This window comes from Pseudomonas sp. NPDC089422, from assembly GCF_044749405.1.
Classification (GTDB): Bacteria; Pseudomonadota; Gammaproteobacteria; order Pseudomonadales; family Pseudomonadaceae; genus Aquipseudomonas.
Map to the genome: position 1 here is coordinate 24049 of NZ_JBIVHW010000001.1, position 17602 is coordinate 41650.

Here is a 17602-nt window from a genome sequence, read left to right on the forward strand (position 1 = left end):
TCAGACCAGCGCGTTGCGTTTGGCCATTTCGATCAGATCGACCAACGAGTCGGCCTGCAGTTTCTGCATGAGTCGCTTCTTGTAGGTACTGACGGTCTTGTTGCTGAGGAACATCCCTTTGGCGATCTCCTGGTTACTGCGGCCCTGGGCGAAAAGTTGCAGGACCATAAGTTCTCGGTCGTTAACGAGTCGGAAAAGTCGTAAATCAGAGTCTGCAGTTTCGTGGTTGCTGTGAATGGCTTGGCTGGGGAAATAATTGTATCCGGCGAGTACGGCCTTGATGGCACTGAGCAGTTCGTTCAGGTCTTCCTGCTTGCATACATAACCCGCCGCGCCTGAGTGCATGCAGCGCACAGCGAACAGCGCCGGAGACTGCGCAGTGAGGATCAGGACCTTCAGTGGCAGGGCCATTGCCTGGAAGCGCGAAAGGACCTCAAGGCCGTCGAGCTTGGGGATGCTGATGTCCAGAATGACCAGTTCAGGCTGGGTTTCACGAATCATCTGCATGGCTTCCACGCCGTTGTCCGATTCGCCCACTACCTTGTAGTTCTGGTTTTCGAGCAACATGCGGACAGCAAGACGGATGACAGGATGGTCATCGACAATAAATACAGTATTCATGTTCAAGTTTCCTGCGGCGGATGACGGAGGCAGGAGGCACCTTACCCCAGTTGCAACTCGGCAGGGGGACGCGGCAGGGAGATTAGGTATATATGGGAAACGCCTTACAGCTGAGTTCAAATTCGGCTACGAAGTGTAAGGATATGCTTCGCTTTCAGCTGTGTTTTGGCAACTTTTTAGTTGCCTGTTTAGCTGCTGTTTAGTGGCTGAGTGATGCTTGTAGGAAGTTTCTGATAGTCAAGTGCGTCGCTCGGTACTGCACCGGGCGACGCTGCCGTGGCTTCAGGTCGGGCTTGAGCGCCCGGTCATTTCCCGGGCCATCTCGCTGGCATAGCTGTCGGTCATGCCGGCGATGAAATCGATCATGCGCAGGAACGCCTTGTGCAGCGAGTCTTGCGGGGTGGGCGCATTGTTACCGATCAGATCGAGCACGCGGCGGCTCTTGAACGAAGGGGTGCGCCCGCCGTGCTGTTCCAGGGCGGCACCGCAGAACGTGTTGAGGAGGATTTCCAGCGTGGTATAGGCGCCAATCTCATGCAGCGTCTTGCGCTTGTCCTGGAAAATCTTGTTGCGTGCCATGTCCTTGGCCTGCAGTACGCAGCGCTTGGCCGGGCCGTGCATGTGCTCGACCAGGTCACCACTCAGGTGCCCGCCCAGCAGAGCCTGCTGCTGCTCGACGAAGGCGTGGGCCGCGGCATTGGTCAGGTGCTCGATCGCTTTGCCACGCAGGATTGCCAGTTTGCGTCGCCGGGAGTCGGCAGGGCCAAGCTGGCGATAGGTTTCCGGCAAATCGTCACCGACCAGGTCGAGCAACAGTGCCTCGACTTCAGCGTAGTCCAGCAGCTCCATCTCCAGGCCGTCTTCCAGGTCGATCAGGGCATAGCAGATGTCATCTGCCGCCTCCATCAGGTAGACCAGCGGATGGCGCGCCCAACGCTGTGCCTCGAGCAGTGGCAGGCCGAGCTTGCGGGCGATCTGCTCGAGCAGTGGCAGCTCGCTCTGGTAGCAGCCGAACTTGTGCTTCTTGTAACCGAGGGCATCGGCATGCCGGGCAGTCCAAGGATACTTGAGGTAGGTGCCAAGGGTGGCGTAGGTGAGCCGGGTGCCGCCATCGAACTGGTGGTACTCGAGCTGGGTGAGCACGCGAAAGCCTTGGGCGTTGCCTTCGAAGTTGAGGAAATCGGCTCGCTCGTCGTCGCTCATGTCGTCCAGCCAGCCACGCCCGGCGGCCTGCTGGAACCAGTGGCGGATGGCGTCTTCACCGGAGTGGCCGAACGGTGGGTTGCCAATGTCGTGAGCCAGGCAGGCCGACTGCACGATCATGCCCAGGTCGCTGGGCTCGCACCACTCGGGCAGGCTGGCGCGCAGCGTTTCGCCGGCGCGCATGCCCAGTGAACGGCCCACGCAGCTGACCTCCAGGGAATGGGTCAGGCGCGTATGGATATGGTCATTGCTGGAAACGGGATGGACCTGGGTCTTGCGCCCGAGGCGGCGAAAAGCCCCTGAGAAGATGATCCGGTCATGGTCTTTGTGGAAAGGGCTGCGGCCCAGTTCTTCGGCGCTGTAGAGGGCTTTGCCGAGGCGTTCGCGGGTGAGCAGGGTGTGCCAGTCCAAGGCGCGGTCTCCTGTCGATCGAAGGGTATAGCTTCAGCTGTCGTGGGCAGGCGTGCAAGGGGCAGATCGAGACCGGCCCTGAGGGATCAGGGCCGGAAGGCGTTCAAGGGCGCCGGTTGCCTTGCAGGTACAGGCGCACCAGCGGCAACAGGCTGGTACCCAGCCGGACCAGGCGACTCAGGTTACCGCTGCGTACCCCTTTGCCGGTCAGAAAACCCAGTGCCACGACGGCGCCGATGCCCCACAACGGCGCATGCTTGATACCCAGCCCGTCATGCAGCGAGCTGCCCATGCCGCGCAGGCGTTGCAAGGGTTGCAGCAACTGCCCGGACTCATGGCGAATCTCCTGGCGGTGCATTTCCATGCGCAGGCGCAGCAGCGCCTTGCGCAGCTCCCGTGGATTACGGGTATTCGGTAGTTCAGGCAGGTTCATGGCAACAGGCGCTCCCGGTCCTTGGCCAGTTCGTCGAGGGTCGCACCAAAGGGGGACGACTCATCGAACACCGCGGCCTTCAGGCGCAGGCCGCAATACAGTGCCGCAACACCATAGAAGATGCACAGGCCAATGATGCCAGCCAGGCGATAGCTGTCCCACAGCAGCACCAGCAGCAAGCCGGACAAGGCCGTCAGCAACAGCAGCGCGAACACCAGTGCCAGGCCGGCGAACAGCAGCAGGCTCAGGGTGCGTGCTTTCTGTTCCTGCAGTTCGATGCCGAACAGTTCGATATGGCTGTGCAGCAGCCCCAGCAGCGCCGCACCCAGGCGTTTGCCCGAGGCGCTGGTGCCCATGCTGTCATTCTCCATGGGGGCTCCTCAGCGCCGATTGGCCAGCAGGCCGATCAACAGGCCCACGCCTGCTGCAATGCCAATGGCCTGCCAGGGGTTTTCCTGGACGTACTGTTCGGCGCTGCCGAGGGCTGCCTGGCCGCGCTCACGCACAGAGTCCTGAGTCAGTTGCAAGGTTTCGCGGGCCTGGGTCAGGCGGTCGTGGATCTGCTCACGCAGCTCGTCGGCCTGGTCGCCCGCCAGGTTGGCGGTATCGGCCAGCAGCCTCTCGGTATCGCGGACCAGGGCTTGGAAGTCAGCCATCAATATCTCTTGTGCAGTCTTTGCCGATTTGCTGGCCATGGGGCTCTCCCTATGCAGGTGTGCAGGTGTGTAGGTCATTCGAGTGACCGGTTGCGTGGAAGGTTCACTGGCGGCGCTGGTATGGGCCTTGCTAATGAAATTTGCCACAACGCGGGGCGTAACCCGGGGCGGTGCGCCGAACCAGGGCGTCAACCCTGGCGAATACCGATAAACCTTAACCCAATCCACGACAAACCCAAGAAAAAACCACGCAGGCTGCGCCCGGTCAGGCAAAACAGGGCAAAAGCTGGCACCGATTCGGTGCAGGGATGCAGGTTCTTGAACTGTCCTGGTGCTTTTTTCAGCAGGTCTGCCACTTTCATGGAAAACATGCACAGCGCGATGGACTCTTTGGTCCACGGTTCCAACACCTTGTTCATCCTCATGGGCGCCATTCTGGTGCTCGCCATGCACGCCGGCTTCGCCTTTCTCGAAGTGGGCACCGTGCGCCACAAGAACCAGGTCAACGCGCTGTCGAAGATCCTCAGCGATTTCGCCATCTCCGCGCTGGTGTATTTCTTCATCGGCTACTGGATCGCCTACGGCGTGAATTTCCTGCAGCCAGCGTCGCAACTGGCTGCCGACCACGGCTATGCGCTGGTCAAGTGCTTCTTCCTGCTGACCTTCGCCGCGGCGATTCCCGCGATCATCTCGGGGGGCATCGCCGAACGTGCGCGCTTCGCGCCGCAGCTGTGCGCCACGGCACTGATCGTGGCGTTCATCTACCCCTTCTTCGAGGGTGTGGTGTGGAATGGCAACTTGGGTGTGCAGGCCTGGCTGCAGGCCCGTTTTGGTGCGCCGTTCCATGATTTTGCCGGCTCGGTGGTGGTGCATGCCATGGGCGGCTGGCTGGCGCTGGCGGCGGTGCTGTTGCTGGGTGCGCGGCGCGGGCGTTATCGCGACGGCCGGCTGGTCGCCTTCGCACCGTCGAGCATTCCGTTCCTGGCGCTGGGCTCGTGGATCCTGATCATCGGCTGGTTCGGCTTCAACGTGATGAGTGCCCAGACCTTGCAGGGCGTCAGTGGCCTGGTGGCGATCAACTCGCTGATGGCGATGGTCGGCGGCACCCTTGCGGCCTTGCTGGCCGGGCGCAATGACCCGGGCTTCCTGCACAATGGGCCGCTGGCGGGCCTGGTGGCGATCTGTGCCGGCTCTGACCTCATGCACCCCATCGGTGCGCTGGTCACCGGTCTGGTGGCGGGGGTGCTGTTCGTCTGGAGTTTCACGGCCGCGCAGAACCGCTGGAAGATCGACGATGTGCTCGGGGTCTGGCCGCTGCACGGCTTGTGCGGCCTGTGGGGAGGCATTGCCTGCGGTGTGTTTGGTCAGACGGTGCTGGGTGGTATGGGCGGGGTCAGTCTGATCAGCCAGCTGTTGGGCAGCCTGGCGGGCGTGCTGGTCGCGCTGAGCGGTGGTTTTGCCGTGTACGGCCTGATTCGCCAGCTGCATGGCCTGCGTTTGAGCCATGAGCAGGAGTTCCAGGGCGCAGACCTGTCGCTGCACCGGATCGGTGCCACCAGCCAGGATTGAGCGGGGTCAGGTGCAGAGGGGGCAGGACAGACTTAGAATAAGTCTCTTCCTACAGCCAAATCGGGTCTCGCCCTCCATGCTGCCTGAATGCCAACTCTTCGGTACCGTCGGGTGCCACTTGTGCGAAGTGGCCGAAGCCGTGCTGATGCCCTTTGTTGAACACGGCTTGCTGATCGAGTTGGTCGACATCGCCGATGACCAGGCGTTGTTCGAGCGGTACGGATTGATCATTCCGGTGTTGCGGCGCAGCGATACGTCGGCAGAGCTGCACTGGCCATTCGATGCCGAACAGGTCGTGGCCTTCCTCGCCCAGTGACGGGCAGAGTGAATGCTTGCCCTCGTGCATGGACTGCAGGCCAGAAATGAAGATGACGAACCGTTGAATGGTCATCGGTACTTTTGCATCTTCATCGAGAGCCCCGCCATGCAGATCACGCCACATTTTACCTTGGAAGAACTGATTGCTTCGCAAATGGCCGCGAGAGAAGGGTTGGACAACACCCCTACGCCTGAAGTCCTGAGTAATCTGCGCCTGCTTTGCCAAACGCTCGAGCAGGTCCGGGTGTTGTTCGGGTGCCCCGTCATCGTCAGCAGCGGATACCGCAGCGCAGCGGTCAATGCGCGCGTCGGCGGGGCGCGAGGCAGCCAGCACGTGAAAGGCCTGGCTGCGGATTTCACGGTGATCGGCGTCGACAACCGGGAAGTGGTCAAGCAGATAAGCGAGAGTGATGTGGCGTTCGACCAGTTGATCCTGGAGTTCGACCGCTGGGTTCACCTGTCGGTGTCAACCGCCGCACCGCGCCGCGAGGTGCTGACGATTCGCAAGGGTACCGGCTACCTGCCAGGCTTGCAGTGACGTTCGAGCCGATTGACGCAGCGGTGCCGCTCTTCGTATGCTGTATATAAATACAGTATAGGGGTGGGCCCATGCTCAACGTCGAGCAACTCAAGTACAGCGTCAACCGCATGCCGGTAGAGCGGGTGTGCGACGCTGTACTGGAATTGCGCCTCGAAGGCCTGGTCACCGATGACCGCACGCCGTTCGGCAAGGTGCATTTCAACACGTGTTTTGCCGAGATCGAGGCCTTGTTCCAGCGTGCCGGTTACCACCGGGGGCTGGATGTCGTGGGTTACCAGGGCCTGGTCTATGCGCTCTACGATCCCGGGCGCTGGGAGCCCGTGCAGGTATTGCGCTGGTTGAAGGCGCATAGCGAGGGGATGGTCGAGGCTGGTTGAGGCGCCGGGCTTGGGGGATAATGTTCGGCTTTGATTGCTCGAGCCCTGCCATGACCACGCCTTTCGACCCCGCCCACCAGCAAGCCAGCACGGTCTGCCTGCCACCCGGCAACTGGGCGACGGTACTCGATTGCCTGTGCGACCATTTCAAGGCCATCGAGCGCGCGCAGTGGCTTGACCGCTTCGCCCGCGGCCGGGTGCTCGATGCCGAGGGCAGGGCAATTGCTGCCGACTTGCCTTACCGTCGCGGCATGCGCCTTCACTATTTTCGCGAGGTGCCTAACGAGCGACCGATTCCGGTGCAGGAAACCATCCTGCACGTGGATGAGCACGTGGTGGTGGCCGACAAGCCGCATTTCCTGCCGGTGACGCCAACCGGTGAGTACGTCGAGCATACCCTGTTGCGCCGTCTGATCCGGCGCCTGGACAACCCGCACCTGGTGCCGTTGCATCGCATCGACCGGCACACTGCCGGGCTGGTGCTGTTCTCCGCCAATCCGCAGACGCGCAGCGCGTATCAGCGGTTGTTCCCGGAGCGGCGGATCGACAAGCGCTATCAGGCCATCGCGGGTGCCTTGCCGCAGCATGCGTTCCCCCTGGTGCACAAGAGTCGCCTGGTGCATGGCGAGCCGTTCTTCCGCATGCATGAAGTGGCAGGGGAGGCCAACAGCGAGACCTTTGCCGAAGTGCTGGAGAAGCATGGCGAGTTGTGGCGCTACGGGCTGTCGCCGATAACGGGCAAGACGCATCAGTTGCGTGTGCACATGGCGGCGTTGGGGGCGGGGATCTGCAATGACCCGTTCTATCCCGAGTTGCTCAAGGAACAGGACGACTATCAGCGGCCTTTGAAGCTGCTGGCGCAGAGCTTGCGATTTGCCGATCCGTTGACCGGCGAAGAGCGCTACTTCGAGAGCCGGCTGACACTAGACTGGTGAGGCGCCTGTGCGCGATCTGTGTAGGCGCGGCCCGGCAAGGCCGCTCCTACAGTAACCGCGCAGGCAGTGGCCTTTAGCGGTTGAACCGCTCCACCAGCGAATACTGACTGCCGGCAGTGCTGGTCAACTCTTCGCTGAGCAGCGCCGAGTGTTGCGCCTGCTCGGCTGTCTGGTCGGCCAGCTGGGCGATGGTGCTGATGTTGCGGCTGATCTCGTCGGCCACTGCAGTCTGCTCTTCGGTGGCGGCGGCAATCTGGGTCGCCATGTCAGTGATATTGGCCACTGCTTCGCTGATCCCGACCAGTGCCTGATCGGCCTGCATGACACGGTCGACGCCTTCCTGGGCCTGGCGGTGGCCGGTTTCCATGGTCAGCACGGCGTTGTTGGCCGTCTGTTGCAGCTTGGCGATCAGGCCGTGGATCTGCCCGGTCGATTCGGCGGTGCGCTGGGCCAGCTGGCGTACTTCATCGGCGACCACGGCGAAACCACGGCCCATCTCGCCAGCACGGGCCGCTTCGATGGCGGCGTTGAGCGCCAGCAGGTTGGTCTGGTCGGCGATGCCCTTGATCACATCGACCACGCCACCGATCTCGTCACTGTCCTTGGCCAGTTGGGTCACGGTCTGGCCGGTTTCGCCCACGGCGGTCGACAGGCGCTCGATGGCCTCACGGGTTTCCCCGGCGATCTGCCGGCCTTGGCTGGTCAGGCGGTTGGCTTCCTGGGTGGCGTCAGCGGTGCGTTGCACGTGGTTGGCCACTTCCTGTGTGGTGGCGGCCATCTGGTTGACGGCGGCGGCAACCTGCTCGGTTTCCACGCGTTGCCGCTCCAGGCCCGAGGAGCTCTTGTGCGCCAAGGCATCGGACTGGCGGGCCTGGTCGCTGAGGTGCTCGGCGCTGTCCTGCAGGCGGGTCAGGCAAGTCTTCATGCGCGCATCCTGGCTCAGCATGGCCATCTCCAGGCGTGCCTGTACACCACGGCTGTCGGTGTACATCTGCGCGATCAGCGGGTCGGAGGTGGTTTGTTCGGCCAGGCGCAGCAGGCGTTTCAGGCCGCGTTGCTGCCAGCTCAGGCCGAGCAGGCCGAGCGGTACCGACAGGCCGGCGGCCAGTGCGAAGCCCCACGAGTGGCCGAGCCAGTTGCCAATCAGGAAGCCGACCTGGCTGATCAGGATGAACGGCAGCCAGTCCTGCAGCACCGGCAGCCAGCGATCACGGCGCGGGATGGCAGTCTTGCCATCGTTGATGCGCTGGTACAGGGCCTCGGCACGGCGGATCTGCTCGGCGGTCGGTTTTACGCGCACCGACTCGAAACCGACGACCTGGTTGTTCTCGAAAATCGGTGTGACGTAGGCGTTGACCCAGTAGTGGTCGCCGGATTTGCAACGGTTCTTGACGATGCCCATCCACGGCAAGCCTTGCTTGAGGGTTTGCCACATGTGGGCGAACACCGCAGTCGGCACATCGGGGTGGCGCACCAGGTTGTGGGGTGCGCCAATCAGCTCTTCGCGGGTGAAACCGCTGATCTCGACAAACGCATCGTTGCAGTAGGTGATCACACCCTTGGCGTTGGTGGTGGAGATCAACCGTTGTTGGGCAGGGAAAGTCCGTTCCCTCTGGGTAATCGGCTGGTTGTTGCGCATGAGCTGAATAGTCCGTAAGGCTTTCGACAGGTATCGGCAAGCCACTGGTTTTGTTGAATGGATATTTAAATTACTTGATCTGAGGCAATTGGCCATCATCGCGATTGCGTTAAAGGCAATCGCCGTCCAGCGCTGAGAAGGTGGCTTGTTTGCCCGAGTTCATGACCGATAGCTGACAGTTCGGGCCAATGATGACCGACCGGCCATCAAAGTGCTACTGGCAAATGGCAGACTTTTCTTGTGGGCATGCGCCTCCAGCGCCGCAGGCGCGGCGCTGGAGGCAACAGGGCACTAAACGGTTCAGGAGGTCAGTTGCGAATCATCTGCCGCAGCACATAGTGCAGAATCCCTCCTGACTTGAAGTATTCCACCTCGTTAAGGGTATCGATCCGGCAGAGCACTTCGATCTGCTGCTGTTGCCCATCTTCGCGGGTGATCCGCAGCGGCAGGCTCATGCCGGGTCTGATCTGCGCGCCACTGAGGCCCAGCAGGTCGATCTGCTCCTTGCCGGTCAGCCCCAGTTGCTTGCGATCCTGCCCGGCCCTGAACTGCAGTGGCAGCACGCCCATGCCCACCAGGTTGGAGCGGTGAATGCGCTCGAAACTCTCCGCCAGCACTGCCTTGACCCCCAGCAGGTTGGTGCCTTTGGCCGCCCAGTCGCGGCTCGAGCCGGTGCCATATTCCTGGCCGGCGATCACCACCAGCGGTGTGCCTTCGGCCTGGTAACGCATGGCGGCGTCATAGATCGACAGCTTCTCGCCGCTGGGCACATGCACCGTGTTGCCACCTTCCTCGCCCGCCAGCATCTCGTTGCGGATGCGGATATTGGCGAAGGTGCCACGCATCATCACCTCGTGGTTGCCGCGCCGCGAGCCGTAAGAGTTGAAATCCCGTGGCTCCACGCCCTTGCTGCGCAGGTAGCGCCCGGCCGGGCTGTCGGCCTTGATGTTGCCGGCCGGGGAGATGTGGTCGGTGGTCACCGAGTCGCCCAGCAAGGCAAGGATGCGTGCACCCTGAATGTCCTTGATCTCGGGCAGCGGCCCGCCGATGTCATCGAAGAACGGTGGGTGCTGGATGTAGGTGGAGTCGTCCTGCCACACATAGGTCGCCGCCTGCGGTACCTCGATGGCCTGCCATTGCGCATCGCCGGCGAAGACTTCGGCGTATTCCTTATGGAACATGGCCGTGTCGACCTTGGCCACGGCGTCGGCGATTTCCTGCTGGCTTGGCCAGATGTCGCGCAGGTATACCGGCTGGCCGTCCTTGCCGGTACCCAGTGCATCCTGGGTCAGGTCGACACGCACGCTGCCGGCCAGCGCGTAGGCCACCACCAGCGGTGGCGAGGCCAGCCAGTTGGTCTTGACCAGCGGGTGCACGCGGCCTTCGAAGTTGCGGTTGCCCGAGAGGACCGAGGCGACCGTGAGGTCGGCACTGCCGATGGCTTTTTCGATGGCATCGTCCAGTGGCCCGGAGTTGCCGATGCAGGTGGTGCAGCCATAGCCGACCAGGTCGAAGCCAAGTTGGTCGAGGTAAGGGGTAAGTCCTGCGGCCTTGTAGTAATCGGTCACCACCTTGGAGCCGGGGGCCAGCGAACTCTTGACCCAGGGTTTGCGCTGCAGGCCTTTTTCCAGGGCCTTCTTCGCGACCAGGCCGGCCGCCATCATCACGCTGGGGTTGGAGGTGTTGGTGCACGAGGTAATCGCCGCGATCACCACGGCGCCGTCGCGCAGGGTGTAGGTCTGCCCGTCATGGCTGTAGTCGATTTCGCCGGCCTGATCGGCGTTGCCGACCGCCACGCCGCCACCGCCTTCACTCTCCAGGCGGCCGACCTCCTTGGCCAGCGGCTTGGGCTGCAGTTCGATGAAGTGGTCGAAGGCCTGGCGGACCTGGCCCAGGGCGACTCGGTCCTGTGGCCGCTTGGGCCCGGCCAGGCTGGCCTCGACGTCCTGCATGTCCAGGGCCAGCGTGTCGCTGAACAGCGGCTCCTGGCCAGGCAGGCGCCACAGGCCCTGGGCCTTGCAATACTGTTCGACCAGTTGCACCGTTTCGCTTGGGCGGCCGGACAGGCGCAGGTAGTCGAGGGTGACCTCGTCGGCCGGGAAGAACCCGCAGGTGGCGCCGTACTCGGGTGCCATGTTGGCGATGGTCGCGCGGTCGGCCAACGGCAGGTCGGCCAGGCCGTCGCCGTAGAACTCGACAAATTTGCCCACGACACCTTTCTTGCGCAGCATTTGCGTCACGGTCAGCACCAGGTCGGTGGCGGTGATGCCTTCGCGCAGCTTGCCGGTGAGCTTGAAGCCGATCACTTCGGGGATCAGCATCGACACCGGCTGGCCGAGCATGGCCGCTTCTGCTTCGATGCCGCCCACGCCCCAGCCAAGCACGCCTAGGCCGTTGATCATGGTGGTGTGCGAGTCGGTGCCGACCAGGGTGTCGGGGAAGGCATAGGTGCGGCCATCGGCCTCGCGGGTCCATACCGTGCGCCCTAGGTATTCCAGGTTGACCTGGTGGCAGATGCCGGTGCCCGGTGGTACCACGCGGAAGTTGTCAAATGCACTCTGGCCCCAGCGCAGGAAGGCATAGCGCTCGCCATTGCGCTGCATTTCGATGTCGACGTTCTGGGTGAAGGCCTGTGGCGTGGCGTAGCGGTCGACCATTACCGAGTGGTCGATGACCAGGTCCACCGGCGACAGCGGGTTGATCCGATGCGGGTCGCCGCCGGCCTTGGCCATGGCGGCGCGCATGGCGGCCAGGTCGACCACCGCCGGTACGCCGGTGAAGTCCTGCATCAGCACCCGCGCCGGGCGATACTGGATTTCGCGGTCGGAGCGGCGTTCCTGCAGCCAGCCGGCGAGGGCGCGCAGGTCATCGGTGGTGACGGTCTCGCCGTCTTCCCAGCGCAGCAGGTTTTCCAGCAGCACCTTGAGCGACATGGGCAGGCGCTGCAGGTCGCCAAGCTGCTGGCCGGCTTCGGCAAGGCTGTAATAGTGATAGGTGCGGTCAGCCACCTGGAGGGTCTTGAGGGTGTTCAGGCTATCGAGCGAGGGCATTGCCAACTCCTTGTGCGGCGGGGCCCGGCACGGCGGGTCGTGGCCGGTGCCACCGCGCTGTTTCGGCCCGCACGGCACGGACCTGGCTGAATGGTCAGGTTAGCTCTGTTTGGTGCCCCTGACTCTTTTCTGGACCGGCGGGGCATGTCGCAGGTTCCGATCTTCCTTTATCATCGCCGCCCTGCCGGCGCCCGTGGTGCGCCAGCCGTAGTGGAGTGAGAGATGAATACCCTGTTCATGCATTGCCGGCCCGGTTTCGAGGGTGAGGTCTGCGCCGAGATCAGCGAACATGCCGCCCAGCTGGGTGTGGCCGGTTATGCCAAGGGCAAGCCGCAGAGCGCTTGTGCCGAGTTCGTCTGTGCCGAGGCCGAAGGCGCCGCACGGCTGATGGCCCAGCTGCGCTTCGCGCAATTGATCTTCCCGCGCCAGTGGGCGCGAGGCACGTATATCGAGCTGCCGGAAACCGACCGCATCAGCGTGCTGCTGGCGCATCTGGCCGAATACCCGGTGTTCGGCAGCCTGTGGCTGGAAGTGCTGGACAGCAACGAAGGCAAGGAGCTGTCGACCTTCTGCCGCAAGTTCGAAGTGCCGCTGCGCAAGGCCCTGGAAAAGGCTGGCCGCCTGGTCGACAACACCAGCCTGCCGCGCCTGCTGCTGACGTTCATCAGCGGCCGCCGGGTATTCGTTGGTGTGGCCGAGGCGAACAACAGCGCGCTGTGGCCGATGGGTATCCCGCGCTTGAAGTTCCCGCGTGAGGCGCCTAGCCGTTCGACCCTCAAGCTGGAGGAGGCCTGGCACCAGTTCATCCCGCGTGAGCAGTGGGAGCAGCGCCTTGGCGACGACATGAAGGGTGTCGACCTGGGCGCTTCGCCAGGCGGCTGGACCTACCAGCTGGTACGCCGTGGCATGCTGGTCACGGCCATCGACAATGGGCCGATGGCCGAGAGCCTGATGGAGACGGGACTGGTAGAACACCTGATGGCGGACGGTTTCACCTGGCAGCCGAAGCAGCCGGTGGACTGGATGGTCTGTGACATCGTCGAGAAACCGGCGCGGACCACCTCGCTGATCGAGACCTGGCTGGGTGAGGGCTTGTGCCGTGAAGCGGTGGTCAACCTGAAGTTGCCGATGAAGCAGCGCTATGCCGAGGTGCGTCGGTTGCTGGACCGTATGGAGGCGACGTTCAAGGCGCGCAAGGTCAAGGTGTCAATTGCTTGCAAGCAGCTGTATCACGACCGTGAGGAAGTGACTTGCCACCTGCGTAGGCTTGATTTGAAACCGCGTTGAGGTTGCCAGGTGCATGCCTTGAGTGGTGTGTGTGCGTTGAGATCGAGCGCCGCCCGCGCGGCGCATCGCAGGCAAGCCTGCTCCTACATCTGTCTCGGGCCAGTCAGGCCTGTGCCATTCGCGCGCGGACCCTTGGCGTATGGCATGCCATCGCGTCGTACAGACAAGGGGCCGCGCGCCATTGTCTCTGGAATAATTGGCCCGAAACATATGTAGGAGCAGGCTTGCCTGCGATGCGCCGCGCGGGCGGCGCTCGATCTCAACGCACACGCACCACTCAAGGCATGCACCAGCGTCCCACCTCTTGGTCGACACGAGCGGATGCGCCACAATAGCGATCATTTGCGGAGCCCCCCATGACTGATTTCACCCCCGATGCCATCCTCGACGCCACCGGCCTGAACTGCCCGGAACCGGTGATGATGCTGCACCAGCACGTGCGTAACCTGGCCGCTGGCGGCCTGCTCAAGGTTATCGCTACCGACCCGTCGACCCGCCGTGACATCCCCAAGTTCTGCAACTTCCTCGGCCACGAATTGCTGCAGCAGCAGGAAGAAGCCGGTACCTACCTGTACTGGATCCGCAAGAAAGCTGACTGAACCGCGCTGGAACACACCTCGCGTAGCGCCTACACTGCGCTCCCCAGACAGGAGAGCGCCATGCTGATAGTTGCCGACGAGAATATCCCGCTGCTCGATGCCTTCTTTGAAGGCTTCGGCGAGATCCGCCGTTATCCCGGCCGCAGCCTCGACGCCGCCAGCGTCAAGGACGCCGATGTGCTGCTGGTGCGCTCGGTGACCAAGGTCGACCGGCAACTGCTTCAAGGCAGCAAGGTGCGCTTTGTCGGCACCTGCACCATCGGCACCGACCACCTGGACCTGGACTACTTCGCCGAAGCCGGCATCCACTGGAGCAGCGCGCCGGGTTGCAATGCCCGTGGCGTGGTCGATTACGTGCTGGGCAGCCTGCTGACCCTGGCCGACCTGGATGGCGTGGCACTGGCAAAACGCACCTACGGTGTGGTGGGGGCCGGCGAAGTCGGTGGCCGCCTGGTGCGTGTGCTGCACGGCCTGGGCTGGAAGGTGCTGGTCTGCGACCCGCTGCGCCAGGCCGCCGAGGGCGGCGACTTCGTCAACCTGGCGACGATCCTTGAACAATGCGACGTGATCAGCCTGCACACCCCGCTGCAACGGGGCGGTGAGCATCCGACCTGGCATTTGCTCGGTGCAGCGCAACTGGCGCAGCTGCGCCCCGGCGCCTGGCTGATCAACGCCAGCCGCGGGCCGGTGGTGGATAACGCGGCGCTACGCGAGCTGCTGCTGGATCGCGAAGATGTGCACGCGGTGCTCGATGTCTGGGAAGGCGAGCCGCAGGTCGACCTGCAACTGGCAGACCTGTGCACCCTGGCCACGCCGCACATTGCCGGCTACAGCCTGGATGGCCGCCAGCGTGGCACGGCGCAGATCTACCAGGCCTTGTGCCGCTACCTGGCTAAAGCCGAAGAAGTGCAGCTGGCCGACCTGCTGCCACCGCCGCCGCTGGCGCAAATCGAGCTGGACGGCGCTGTCGAGCCTGCCTGGGCCCTGGCGACGCTGTGCCGGGCAGTGTATGACCCACGGCGTGATGATGCCGATTTCCGTCGTAGCCTGAGTGACGATGTGGCCGAGCAGCGGGCGGCGTTCGACCAGTTGCGCAAGCAGTATCCGCCGCGGCGGGAGATCGAAGGGTTGGCGGTGCGCGTGCGGGGCGAGGCGCCGCAGTTGGCGCAGATGGTCAGTGCCCTGGGCGGCGTGCTGGCCTGATTGCTGTGTAACCTGTACCGGCCTCTTCGCGGGGCAGGTAAAAACAAAAAACCCGGCATATAGCCGGGTTTCAACGCATTCGTACTTCAGCCCTGACGTACTTTCTTCACGCGGCTGTCTTCCAGGTCCTTGCAGGCCTTCTGGATCATCTGCTCGGTGATCTCGATCTCGCGGCCCTGGGCGTCGATGATCGAACCACAGGCCTTGGGCTGCGGTTTGTTCTGCGATTTCACGGAGTCGCTGCCATGTTGCAAGCTCATTGAATATCTCCTCATCAGGTTCAGGCTCAGGTTAAACCTGCGCCATGACTGGCCTGTTACAAAAGTTATCGGGCACCAAGGCCTTCACAGTCCATCAGAAAGCGCGGCAAAGCTCCAGAGGCCTGTTAGAACGATGGGTTATAGGCATTCCCAGCGTGGATGAATGGTAGTCTTCAACCTTCCTGTTTTCCTGGTTCACGTCATGCCCGATTCGGCTTCTTCTCGCCAACGCCGTGCCCTGCGCCTGGCCTGGCAGTTCATGCGTCCCTACCGTCGCCAGGCACTGCTGGCGTTGCTGGCTCTGGTCGTCACTGCCGGCATCACCCTGTCCATGGGCCAGGGTATCCGCCTGCTGGTCGACCAGGGTTTCATGACCCGCTCAGCGCACCAGTTGAACCAGACCATCGGCCTGTTCCTGGTACTGGTGCTGGCCCTGGCGGCAGGCACGTTCAGCCGCTTCTACCTGGTGTCGTGGATCGGCGAGCGCTGCGTTGCCGACATCCGCCGCGCGGTCTTCGATCACCTGGTGGGCTTGCACCCGGGCTTTTTCGAGGACAACCGCAGTTCCGAGATCCAGTCACGGCTGACCGCCGACACAACCTTGCTGCAATCGGTGATCGGTTCGTCGTTGTCGATGTTCCTGCGCAATGCGCTGATGGTGATCGGTGGCGTGGTGCTGCTGTTCATCACCAATCCCAAGCTCACCAGCATCGTGGTGGTGGCATTGCCGCTGGTGTTGGCGCCGATCCTGCTGTTTGGCCGGCGGGTGCGCAGCCTGTCGCGGCAGAGCCAGGACCGGGTGGCCGATGTCGGCAGCTATGTGGCCGAGACCCTGGGGCAGATCAAGACCGTGCAGGCCTACAACCACCAGGCACGTGACCGCGAGTTGTTCGCCGGTACGGTGGAGGCTGCATTTGCCGTGGCCCGGCAACGTATCGCCCAGCGCGCCTGGCTGATCACCCTGGTGATCGTGCTGGTGCTGGGCGCGGTTGGCGTCATGCTGTGGGTGGGGGGCATGGATGTGATCGCCGGGCGCATTTCCGCAGGGGAGCTGGCAGCGTTCGTGTTCTACAGCCTGATCGTCGGCAGCGCCTTTGGCACCCTGAGTGAAGTGATCGGTGAGTTGCAGCGCGCCGCCGGGGCCGCCGAGCGCATCGCCGAACTGCTGGCGGCGAGCAGCACGATCCTGGCGCCAGAGGCCCCCGTGACGCTGGCGCAGCAGCGTGCCAGTGGAAGCATCGAACTGCAGCAGCTGACCTTCGCCTATCCCTCGCGGCCCTCGGTGGCCGCCATCGACCACCTCAGCCTGATCATCGAGCCAGGCCAGACCGTGGCGCTGGTGGGGCCTTCGGGGGCGGGCAAGTCGACCTTGTTCGACCTGCTCTTGCGCTTCTACGATCCGCAACAGGGGCGCATCCTGCTCGACGGCCTGCCGATCACGGCGCTGGAGCCAGACGACCTGCGCCGCCAATTCGCTTTGGTGGCGCAGAACCCTTCACTCTTCCGCGGCACCGTCGAGGCCAACATCCGCTACGGTCGGCCCGAGGCGACCCTGGCCGAGGTCGAGGCGGCAGCCCACGGCGCCCACGCCGACGAATTCATCCGGCAGTTGCCACAGGGTTACCAGACGCCACTGGGCGAGGGGGGCATTGGCCTTTCCGGTGGCCAGAAGCAACGCCTGGCAATCGCCCGGGCGCTGCTGGTGGATGCGCCGATCCTGCTGCTCGACGAAGCCACCAGCGCCCTCGATGCGCAGAGCGAGCACCTGATCCAGCAGGCCCTGCCGAGCCTGATGGCCGGGCGTACCACGCTGGTCATCGCGCACCGCCTGGCCACGGTACAGCACGCCGACCGCATCGCGGTGATCGACAAGGGGCGTGTGGTCGCGGTCGGTACGCACCGGCAGCTGATCGAGGAAAGCCCGCTATACGCTCGTCTGGCCGAGCTGCAGTTCACCACAGGCTAGGCATCGTGCAGTTGTAACATTTCTGTAGCAATTGCCTGAGAGTATTGATTTCAACTGTTGCGTAAGTGCTCGACCTGGCTGCTATCGATCGATGGCAGCTTTTTTTTGGCCTGCGAACGAGGACAAGGATGTCTGTCGCGGCGCTGCAACGGCGCGCCGTTTTCTTAATCCTTGTTCCCGAGATCCGCGATGTTGCGTAAATCACTCCGAGTGCAATTTCTTACCCTGCTAGGCGGCAGCCTGGCGGCGATGTTGCTGATCGCCCTGGTGTGCTTTCAGTTCCTGTCCTCCAGCGTGCGTGGCTATGGCGAATTGGTGGACGGGCCGCTGCGGGCTTCGCAATTGATCGATGAAGCCAACCTGCAGTTCAAGATCCAGGTGCAGGAATGGAAGAACGTGCTGCTGCGTGGCCGCCAGCCGGCCGAGCTGGACAAGTACTGGCAGCAGTTCCAGGCCCGTGAGCAGCAGGTTCAACAACTGCTCGGGCAACTGATCGACAGCAGCGACGCCACGCTCAAGGCACCGCTGCAGCAA

The 17602-nt window shown here is 63.2% G+C and carries 18 protein-coding genes; 9 read left to right on the top strand and 9 right to left on the bottom strand.

What is annotated here, in order from left to right:
* The 6 genes from ACIPZ8_RS00105 to ACIPZ8_RS00130 form a co-directional block, all read right to left on the bottom strand.
* Positions 1 to 621, bottom strand: a complete 621-nt coding sequence (locus tag ACIPZ8_RS00105; RefSeq protein ID WP_400719014.1) for a response regulator — start codon at positions 619 to 621, stop codon at positions 1 to 3.
* A gap of 282 nt (positions 622 to 903) precedes the next feature.
* Positions 904 to 2235: a deoxyguanosinetriphosphate triphosphohydrolase gene (locus tag ACIPZ8_RS00110; RefSeq protein WP_400719016.1), complete on the bottom strand. Its 1332-nt coding sequence runs from the start codon at positions 2233 to 2235 to the stop codon at positions 904 to 906.
* 103 nt (positions 2236 to 2338) lie between these two features.
* On the bottom strand, positions 2339 to 2668 hold the full coding sequence (locus ACIPZ8_RS00115) for a hypothetical protein (protein ID WP_060508091.1): 330 nt from the start codon (positions 2666 to 2668) through the stop codon (positions 2339 to 2341).
* A complete protein-coding gene (locus tag ACIPZ8_RS00120) occupies positions 2665 to 3039 on the bottom strand; it encodes a phage holin family protein (protein WP_400719018.1) in 375 nt (124 codons plus the stop codon). Before ACIPZ8_RS00120 ends, ACIPZ8_RS00115 begins: the two co-directional genes overlap by 4 nt.
* Positions 3040 to 3048: 9 nt before the next feature.
* Positions 3049 to 3363: a YqjD family protein gene (locus ACIPZ8_RS00125; protein ID WP_016500773.1), complete on the bottom strand. Its 315-nt coding sequence runs from the start codon at positions 3361 to 3363 to the stop codon at positions 3049 to 3051.
* A gap of 149 nt (positions 3364 to 3512) precedes the next feature.
* On the bottom strand, positions 3513 to 3743 hold the full coding sequence (locus ACIPZ8_RS00130) for a hypothetical protein (protein WP_400719753.1): 231 nt from the start codon (positions 3741 to 3743) through the stop codon (positions 3513 to 3515).
* On the opposite strand from ACIPZ8_RS00130, the gene ACIPZ8_RS00135 reads away from it, so the two are divergent.
* The 5 genes from ACIPZ8_RS00135 (at position 3685) to ACIPZ8_RS00155 (ending at position 7064) form a co-directional block, all read left to right on the top strand.
* Positions 3685 to 4893, top strand: coding sequence for an ammonium transporter (locus tag ACIPZ8_RS00135; protein ID WP_400719020.1), 1209 nt, complete (start codon positions 3685 to 3687; stop codon positions 4891 to 4893). The genes ACIPZ8_RS00130 and ACIPZ8_RS00135 overlap by 59 nt on opposite strands.
* Before the next feature lie 76 nt (positions 4894 to 4969).
* Positions 4970 to 5209, top strand: a complete 240-nt coding sequence (locus ACIPZ8_RS00140) for a glutaredoxin family protein (protein ID WP_159409487.1) — start codon at positions 4970 to 4972, stop codon at positions 5207 to 5209.
* 108 nt (positions 5210 to 5317) lie between these two features.
* Positions 5318 to 5749, top strand: a complete 432-nt coding sequence (locus ACIPZ8_RS00145) for a D-Ala-D-Ala carboxypeptidase family metallohydrolase (protein WP_400719712.1) — start codon at positions 5318 to 5320, stop codon at positions 5747 to 5749.
* A gap of 71 nt (positions 5750 to 5820) precedes the next feature.
* The gene (locus ACIPZ8_RS00150) at positions 5821 to 6129 is read left to right on the top strand and encodes a transcriptional regulator (RefSeq protein WP_400719021.1); all 309 of its coding nucleotides are present in this window, start codon (positions 5821 to 5823) and stop codon (positions 6127 to 6129) included.
* Positions 6130 to 6179: 50 nt separating this feature from the next.
* A complete protein-coding gene (locus ACIPZ8_RS00155; RefSeq protein ID WP_400719022.1) occupies positions 6180 to 7064 on the top strand; it encodes a pseudouridine synthase in 885 nt (294 codons plus the stop codon).
* 73 nt (positions 7065 to 7137) lie between these two features.
* Here the strand turns inward: ACIPZ8_RS00155 and ACIPZ8_RS00160 are convergent, their stop codons facing one another.
* Together ACIPZ8_RS00160 and acnA are read right to left on the bottom strand one after the other, a co-directional pair.
* Positions 7138 to 8703 carry a methyl-accepting chemotaxis protein gene (locus ACIPZ8_RS00160; RefSeq protein ID WP_400719023.1) on the bottom strand — a complete coding sequence of 522 codons (1566 nt, stop codon included), beginning with the start codon at positions 8701 to 8703 and terminating at the stop codon, positions 7138 to 7140.
* A gap of 308 nt (positions 8704 to 9011) precedes the next feature.
* Entirely contained in the window at positions 9012 to 11753 is a 2742-nt protein-coding gene (gene acnA, locus ACIPZ8_RS00165; protein WP_400719024.1) for an aconitate hydratase AcnA, read from the bottom strand.
* Between the two features lie 222 nt (positions 11754 to 11975).
* Between acnA and rlmM the strand changes: the two genes are divergently transcribed.
* The 3 genes from rlmM to pdxB all read left to right on the top strand — a co-directional run bounded on the left by rlmM (position 11976) and on the right by pdxB (position 14842).
* Positions 11976 to 13040 carry a 23S rRNA (cytidine(2498)-2'-O)-methyltransferase RlmM gene (rlmM, locus tag ACIPZ8_RS00170; protein ID WP_400719025.1) on the top strand — a complete coding sequence of 355 codons (1065 nt, stop codon included), beginning with the start codon at positions 11976 to 11978 and terminating at the stop codon, positions 13038 to 13040.
* A gap of 356 nt (positions 13041 to 13396) precedes the next feature.
* Entirely contained in the window at positions 13397 to 13639 is a 243-nt protein-coding gene (gene tusA / locus ACIPZ8_RS00175) for a sulfurtransferase TusA (protein ID WP_027919534.1), read from the top strand.
* A 60-nt stretch (positions 13640 to 13699) separates the two neighbouring features.
* The gene (gene pdxB, locus ACIPZ8_RS00180; protein ID WP_400719026.1) at positions 13700 to 14842 is read left to right on the top strand and encodes a 4-phosphoerythronate dehydrogenase PdxB; all 1143 of its coding nucleotides are present in this window, start codon (positions 13700 to 13702) and stop codon (positions 14840 to 14842) included.
* An 86-nt stretch (positions 14843 to 14928) separates the two neighbouring features.
* On the opposite strand, the gene ACIPZ8_RS00185 is transcribed toward pdxB, so the two are convergent.
* On the bottom strand, positions 14929 to 15102 hold the full coding sequence (locus ACIPZ8_RS00185; protein WP_400719027.1) for a PA1571 family protein: 174 nt from the start codon (positions 15100 to 15102) through the stop codon (positions 14929 to 14931).
* A gap of 202 nt (positions 15103 to 15304) precedes the next feature.
* On the opposite strand from ACIPZ8_RS00185, the gene ACIPZ8_RS00190 reads away from it, so the two are divergent.
* Entirely contained in the window at positions 15305 to 17068 is a 1764-nt protein-coding gene (locus ACIPZ8_RS00190; protein ID WP_400719028.1) for an ABC transporter transmembrane domain-containing protein, read from the top strand.
* Positions 17069 to 17602 lie beyond the last annotated feature (534 nt).

What these genes read in the sequence shown, in the direction of transcription:
- ACIPZ8_RS00105 (WP_400719014.1), bottom strand. Translation starts at nt 621, where the DNA reads ATGAATACTGTATTTATTGTCGATGACCATCCTGTCATCCGTCTTGCT.
- ACIPZ8_RS00115 (WP_060508091.1), bottom strand. Translation starts at nt 2,668, where the DNA reads ATGAACCTGCCTGAACTACCGAATACCCGTAATCCACGGGAGCTGCGC.
- ACIPZ8_RS00120 (WP_400719018.1), bottom strand. Translation starts at nt 3,039, where the DNA reads ATGGAGAATGACAGCATGGGCACCAGCGCCTCGGGCAAACGCCTGGGT.
- ACIPZ8_RS00125 (WP_016500773.1), bottom strand. Translation starts at nt 3,363, where the DNA reads ATGGCCAGCAAATCGGCAAAGACTGCACAAGAGATATTGATGGCTGAC.
- ACIPZ8_RS00135 (WP_400719020.1), top strand. Translation starts at nt 3,685, where the DNA reads ATGGAAAACATGCACAGCGCGATGGACTCTTTGGTCCACGGTTCCAAC.
- ACIPZ8_RS00130 (WP_400719753.1), bottom strand. Translation starts at nt 3,743, where the DNA reads ATGAACAAGGTGTTGGAACCGTGGACCAAAGAGTCCATCGCGCTGTGC.
- ACIPZ8_RS00140 (WP_159409487.1), top strand. Translation starts at nt 4,970, where the DNA reads ATGCTGCCTGAATGCCAACTCTTCGGTACCGTCGGGTGCCACTTGTGC.
- ACIPZ8_RS00145 (WP_400719712.1), top strand. Translation starts at nt 5,318, where the DNA reads ATGCAGATCACGCCACATTTTACCTTGGAAGAACTGATTGCTTCGCAA.
- ACIPZ8_RS00150 (WP_400719021.1), top strand. Translation starts at nt 5,821, where the DNA reads ATGCTCAACGTCGAGCAACTCAAGTACAGCGTCAACCGCATGCCGGTA.
- ACIPZ8_RS00155 (WP_400719022.1), top strand. Translation starts at nt 6,180, where the DNA reads ATGACCACGCCTTTCGACCCCGCCCACCAGCAAGCCAGCACGGTCTGC.
- ACIPZ8_RS00160 (WP_400719023.1), bottom strand. Translation starts at nt 8,703, where the DNA reads ATGCGCAACAACCAGCCGATTACCCAGAGGGAACGGACTTTCCCTGCC.
- acnA (WP_400719024.1), bottom strand. Translation starts at nt 11,753, where the DNA reads ATGCCCTCGCTCGATAGCCTGAACACCCTCAAGACCCTCCAGGTGGCT.
- rlmM (WP_400719025.1), top strand. Translation starts at nt 11,976, where the DNA reads ATGAATACCCTGTTCATGCATTGCCGGCCCGGTTTCGAGGGTGAGGTC.
- tusA (WP_027919534.1), top strand. Translation starts at nt 13,397, where the DNA reads ATGACTGATTTCACCCCCGATGCCATCCTCGACGCCACCGGCCTGAAC.
- pdxB (WP_400719026.1), top strand. Translation starts at nt 13,700, where the DNA reads ATGCTGATAGTTGCCGACGAGAATATCCCGCTGCTCGATGCCTTCTTT.
- ACIPZ8_RS00185 (WP_400719027.1), bottom strand. Translation starts at nt 15,102, where the DNA reads ATGAGCTTGCAACATGGCAGCGACTCCGTGAAATCGCAGAACAAACCG.
- ACIPZ8_RS00190 (WP_400719028.1), top strand. Translation starts at nt 15,305, where the DNA reads ATGCCCGATTCGGCTTCTTCTCGCCAACGCCGTGCCCTGCGCCTGGCC.